General features: G+C 62.7%; 5 protein-coding genes. 4 read left to right on the top strand and 1 reads right to left on the bottom strand.

Annotated features, from left to right (window positions below; all coding sequences use genetic code 11):
* Nucleotides 1–147 precede the first annotated feature (147 nt).
* The 4 genes from ACR0B0_RS20745 to ACR0B0_RS20730 all read left to right on the top strand — a co-directional run bounded on the left by ACR0B0_RS20745 (nucleotide 148) and on the right by ACR0B0_RS20730 (nucleotide 5,561).
* Nucleotides 148–2,178, top strand: a complete 2,031-nt coding sequence (locus ACR0B0_RS20745; RefSeq protein ID WP_480649408.1) for a YjbH domain-containing protein — start codon at nucleotides 148–150, stop codon at nucleotides 2,176–2,178.
* Entirely contained in the window at nucleotides 2,175–2,828 is a 654-nt protein-coding gene (locus tag ACR0B0_RS20740) for a YjbF family lipoprotein (protein ID WP_170362942.1), read from the top strand. The genes ACR0B0_RS20745 and ACR0B0_RS20740 overlap by 4 nt, the downstream gene beginning before the upstream one ends.
* Entirely contained in the window at nucleotides 2,818–4,233 is a 1,416-nt protein-coding gene (locus ACR0B0_RS20735) for a polysaccharide biosynthesis/export family protein (RefSeq protein WP_170551231.1), read from the top strand. The genes ACR0B0_RS20740 and ACR0B0_RS20735 overlap by 11 nt, the downstream gene beginning before the upstream one ends.
* 161 nt (nucleotides 4,234–4,394) lie before the next feature.
* Complete coding sequence (locus tag ACR0B0_RS20730) at nucleotides 4,395–5,561, top strand: nucleotide sugar dehydrogenase (protein ID WP_170379929.1); 1,167 nt, start codon at nucleotides 4,395–4,397, stop codon at nucleotides 5,559–5,561.
* Nucleotides 5,562–5,646: 85 nt separating this feature from the next.
* Here the strand turns inward: ACR0B0_RS20730 and ACR0B0_RS20725 are convergent, their stop codons facing one another.
* Nucleotides 5,647–5,916 carry a spike base protein, RCAP_Rcc01079 family gene (locus ACR0B0_RS20725; RefSeq protein WP_226689899.1) on the bottom strand — a complete coding sequence of 90 codons (270 nt, stop codon included), beginning with the start codon at nucleotides 5,914–5,916 and terminating at the stop codon, nucleotides 5,647–5,649.
* Nucleotides 5,917–6,002: the final 86 nt, after the last annotated feature.

Here is a 6,002-nt window from a genome sequence, read left to right as displayed (position 1 = left end):
TTTTTTTGGCGGATTGTTTCGGGACGTTTGTTTTGAAAGTTGTTAGTGAGGCGCCGATCGAAAAAGCGATAGATTGACGTGAAGATTCGAGCGGTGTCTTTGAGGTTGAGAAGCCTGTTGGCGTTGGTATGTGCGGGTGCGGCGGGCATGGGTCAGGCGCAGTCTGTTTCGACCTATGGCACACCCGGCCTGCTTGAGATTCCGACCGCCGAGATGTTCGATGACGGGGCGCTGGTGTTCACCGCTGCGGGGTTGCGCAATAGCGGGCGGGGGACGATGACGTTCCAGATGCTGCCCTGGGTGCATGGCAGCTTCCGTTATGCGGTGATCGACAGGCTGGATGGGCCCGACACCACCCGGTATGACCGCAGCTTTGACATCCATTTCCGGTTGCGCGAGGAAAGCCGGCACAGCCCGGCCATCGTGATGGGGCTGCGCGATTTTGGCGGTACCGGCGTCTATGCCGCCGAGTATTTTGTGGCCACCAAGACCTTTCAGGACCGGCTCAAGCTGACCGGTGGCATCGGCTGGGGCCGCATAGCGGGGCGGGGCGCGTTTTCGAACCCGCTGGGTGTGTTTGGCAGCCGGTTCGACACCCGGCCGCCGCCAAATTCGAACGGTCAGGGCGGTGAGCTGGAATTCGGCAACTGGTTCCGTGGCGATGCGGCGCTGTTTGGGGGCGCCAGCTGGCAATATAATGACCGGCTGACCTTTCTGGCCGAGTATTCCCCCGATCTGTACAGCCAGGAAGCGGTCAACGACAGTTTCCGGGTCAGATCCCCGATCAATGTCGGGGTCCAGTACCGGTTCGACAATGGCACGCAGCTGACCACATCTTTTCTTTATGGCTCCACGCTGGGGCTGACGCTGAGCTATTTCATCGACCCGCGCAAATCGGTGGCGCCGGGCGGGCAAGGTGCCGCGCCACCGCCGTTGCAGCCCAGATCGCAGACCGCTGCCGCAACAGCGGACCGCGCGACCGGCGACATCCGGTCCCGGATGCAGGCCGCGCTGGAACAGGAAGGGCTGCGGCTGGTCTATCTGTCGGGGACCGGCGATACGGTTCAGGTCGGGGTCGAGAATACCACCTATGGTCAGGCCGCCCAGGCGTTGGGGCGCACCGCCCGCGTGCTGGCCAATGAAGAACCCGCCCAGACCGAGCATTTCGACATCGCGCTGATGTCGAACGGCGTGCCGCTGAGCGCGGTGCGGGTCAATCGCGACGACCTGTATGAGCTGGAACACGACCCCGACAATGCCTGGCGCAGCTTTGCCCGGGCCGAGGTGTCGGACACGCTGCCGCTGGTGCAGGGCGGCATCCTCAGCGATGCTTACCCGCATTTTTCCTATCGGTTCGGGCCGTATCTGAACTTTTCCTTCTTCGACCCCGACGACCCGCTGCGATACGAGGTGGGCGCCGCGCTGGGGCTGGATTACACGCTTTCGCCGGGCTTCACCCTGTCGACCGGGCTGCGGCTGCCGATCCTCAGCACGCTGGATGACAGCACCCGGGTCTCGGATTCGCCGCTGCCGCATGTGCGCTCAGACTGGGCGATCTATGCCCGCGAATCCAACCTGCGGATCGAACATATGACCGGCGAGTATCTGTGGCGGCCGGGCACGAACCTTTATGCCCGCACCACGCTGGGCTATCTCGAGACCATGTTCGGCGGGCTGTCGGCGGAACTGCTGTGGTATCCCACCAACAGCCGCCTGGCGCTGGGGGCCGAGGCCAATTATGCGGTGCAACGCGATTTCGACGTGCTGTTCGGCTTTCAGGATTATTCCGTCGCCACCGGGCATGTCTCGGCCTATTACGATCTGCCGGGCGAGTATCACGCGCAGGTCGATGTCGGGCGCTACCTGGCGGGCGATTATGGCGCCACCTTCACGCTGGATCGCAAGTTCAACAACGGCTTCAAGGTCGGAGCGTTCTTTACCCTGACCAATGTCAGCTCGGAAGAGTTCGGCGAAGGCTCGTTCGACAAGGGTATCCGGCTGGAAATCCCGGTCTCATGGCTGACCGGGCGTCCGTCGCGCAACAAGATCGCTCAGACCATCCGTCCCGTTCTGCGCGATGGCGGCGCGCGACTGCATGTGCGCAACCGGCTCTATGGCGTCACCCGCGAGGCCCGCGCGCAGGACCTGTCGCGCGGCTGGGGGAGGTTCTGGCGATGACAGCCCTGCGCCGCCCTGCCCTGTTGGCCCTGCTGGCCCTGATGCTGATCTCCTGCGGCGACGCGCAGGAAGATGTCGATCTGCTGAAGGGGGCGCTGTTTCCCAATGCGCCCCGGTTCCATCCGCGCGCGCAGGCGCTGGCCGCGCGCCGCCCGATCCCGCCGCGGCTTGAAGTCGGCTTTCCCGCCCGCGATCTGGCCGGGGTCATGTTGCTTGAGACCGAGCGCGCCGGGGTACAGACCTGGCTGAGTGCGGATGGCGCCACCATCACGCTGGATCAGGGGTTGCTGACCTCGGCCAAGGGGTTCGGCGGCGGTCTGGCCGGATCGGATGTCAGCCAGAGCGCGGCGCTGATCCTGAGCGGCGGTTCGGGCCGGGCCGAGCGGTTCCACAGCTTTCTCAACGGCAATGACGAGATCGAGCTGCACGCCTATCGCTGCCGGATCACCCCGTTGGGGTCTGACCCGGTGGTGTTGCAGGGCACGCCCGTTGCCGCGCAAAAGCGGCAAGAGGATTGCTATGGGGTGGCCGAGACCTTCAGCAACATTTACTGGGTGCAGGACAGCACCGGCCGCATCGTCCAGTCCTCGCAATGGACCGGCGATTTCCTGGGCAACATGATCATAAAGGTGGTGCCCGATGAGAGTTGAGATTTTGAACAGCAAAGGACAGCGCGTGCGCCATTTCCCCCTTCTTCTCAGTGCGCTGGCCCTGAGCGGCCTGATCGCCGGATGTTCAACCATCTACCGCAGCCCCTCGGTGACCGCAGGCGTGTCGGATGCCGGCAAGGTCCGTGTCGTGCCGGTCACGCCCGAGACCGTGCTGGTGGCCAACCGCTCGCCTTATGCGCCCAAAACCCTGCCTTCGGTGTTTGGTCTGTCGGCCGGATCGGGCTCCTCCACCAGCTTGCGCGGCACCGGCCCCCTGCCCGAAGCGCCCTCGACCCAGGACGGATCACGCGCCGGGCTGCAGCTGGACCCGCCACCGCAAGTGAACCCCGGCCCCTACACCATTGGCATCGGCGACGTGCTGGTGCTGTCCACGCCATCCACCCAAGGCACCGCCGGAGAGCTGTCGGGCCTGCTGGCCGCGCAGAACAGCCGCAACGGCTATACCGTGCAGGATGACGGCTCGATCAACATCCCCGATGTCGGCCGCGTGCGGCTGGTTGGCCTGACCGTGGACGAGGCCGAGGCGCTGCTGTTCCAGCGTCTGGTGGAAAACCAGATCGACCCCACCTTCAGCCTGGAAATTGCCGAGTTCAATTCCCGCCGCGTCTCGGTCGGCGGCGCCGTCGGCCAGCCCGGCATCCAGCCCATCACCCTGACCCAGCTGACCCTGGGCGAGGCGCTGTCGGCCGCCGGGTCGGTCTCGGTCAGCGATATCGACAATTCCTCGGTGCGCATCTACCGCGACGGGCAGATGTATCAGATCCCGCTGGAAGATCTGTATGCGCGCACCGCCTTGCAGAACCTCAACCTGATCGCCGATGACTCGGTCTTTGTCGATACCGACTATGATCTGGACCGGGCCGAGCGCTTCTTTGCCCAGCAGATCGCCCTGCGCGAGACCGTGCTGGAAGGCCGCCAGACCGCCCTGCAAGAGCTGAACGTGGCCGTCAATCTGCGCCGTGCCGATCTGGATGAGCGCCGCAACAACTTTGTTCAGTCCATCGAACTGGACGCGGTCGATCGCGATTACGTCTACCTGTCCGGCGAGGTCCGCACCCAGGGCCGCTATGCCCTGCCGTTCAACCACGCGGCCACCCTGGCCGATGCGCTGTTCGACACCGGCGGCGGCATCGCCAAGGAAACCGGCGACGCATCGGAGGTTTATGTGCTGCGCGCCGCAACCGACGCCCGCGAGTTCGGCGCCGTCACCGCCTGGCACCTTGATATCCGCAACGCCGCACAGCTGACCCTGGCCGCGCAATTCCAGCTGCGCTCAAACGACATCATTTTCATCGCGGAAAACCCTGTCACAAAATGGGGCCGCACCATCAGCCAGATCACCCCATCCCTTGTCACGACGCCAATCAATGCCGCGGTAAATTAAGACACCCACCCGGGCACCGCCATTGCGCCCAATCAACACAAGCGCGCTGGCCGCCCGGTCCGGTTCATTGCCTTCACGTCTTTCAAAAGCTTATCACACACCAAAAACACGATTATGGTCGCACCGGGCGTGCCGACCCTGGGTACACAAGGAACCAAGATATGAAGATCGCGATTGCCGGGATTGGCTATGTTGGCTTGTCCAACGCCGTGCTGCTGGCGCAAAACCACGACGTTGTTGCCCTGGATGTGTCCGCCGCGCGCGTGGACATGCTCAATCAGCGCGAAAGCCCGATCCAGGATGCCGATATCACCGACTTCCTGACCAACCGAACGCTGAACCTGACCGCCACCACCGATCCCGAAGCCGCGTTTGGCGGGGCGGATTTTGTCGTTGTGGCCACCCCGACCAATTATGATCCGCGCAGCAACTATTTCGACACCAGCTCGGTCGATACGGTGATCGACCAGGTCACCAGAGTGAACCCCGATGCCGTCATCGTGATCAAATCCACCATCCCCGTGGGCTTTGTCACCGATGCCCGCGCGCGGTTTGGCACCGACAATGTGATCTTCTCGCCAGAGTTTCTGCGCGAGGGGCAGGCGCTGCACGACAACCTGCATCCCAGCCGGATCATCGTCGGCGAACGCTCGGACCGGGCCAAGGCCTTTGCCGAGCTGCTGCTGGAAGGAGCAGTCTCAAAAGATGCGCCGGTGTTGTTCACCGACCCCGACGAGGCCGAGGCGATCAAGCTGTTCGCCAATACCTACCTTGCCATGCGCGTGGCCTTTTTCAACGAGCTCGACAGCTACTCCCTGGCCGGCGGCATGGACCCGCGCCAGATCATCGAAGGCGTCAGCCTCGACCCGCGCATCGGCGCGCATTACAACAACCCCTCGTTCGGATATGGCGGCTATTGCCTGCCCAAAGATACCAAACAGCTGTTGGCCAATTACAACCATGTGCCGCAGAACCTGATCCGCGCCATCGTCGATGCCAACCGCACCCGCAAGGATTTCCTCAGCGATCAGATTCTGATGAAAGGGCCCAAAACCGTCGGCATCTACCGGCTGGTGATGAAAGAAGGCAGCGACAATTTCCGCCAAAGCTCGGTTCAGGGCATCATGAAGCGGATCAAGGCCAAGGGCATCCAGGTCATCGTCTATGAACCGGTTTTGAGCGAGGATCATTTCTTCCACTCACCGGTGATCCGCGATCTTGACGCCTTCAAGCAGCAGGCCGACCTGATCCTCGCCAACCGCATCTCGGACGAGATCCGCGATGTCAGCGACAAGGTCTTCACACGCGATCTGTTTGGCGCGGACTGATCCCGACAGAGAGGTTTTGAGAATACAAAAAACCCCGCCGCCGGAAGTCCGGTGGTAGGGCTGTGCGCCGTGAACGGCGGATACCTTACGTCAGCACAAGCGCATGAATGCCCGACGCCGTTGTGCCGGTCGCATGCACACGCGTAACCCCCACCGGCAGGATCGAAAAATCCGTCACCTGAACGGTGCGCGTCTCCCCTCGCACCGTGGTCATCACCACAGCCCCGCCCGCCTCAACATAAAGACCAATCGCCACATCCGACAAATCCGCCACATCCGACGGCGCAACAGGCAAAACATCACGCGCAGGCCCCGAAAGGCTGGAAACGCGATTGATAAAAGGGTTCATGCTCATCAGCCCAACCTCACTCAGTCATCTCAATCAGAAACACCATAAACAAAACACAACTAACACAACCAAAACACACCGAACGGAACGGC

This window comes from Ruegeria sp. BA12 (assembly GCF_056539625.1).
The sequence above is the reverse complement of the archived record's forward strand: the minus strand, read 5'-3'. Positions and strand labels throughout refer to the sequence as shown.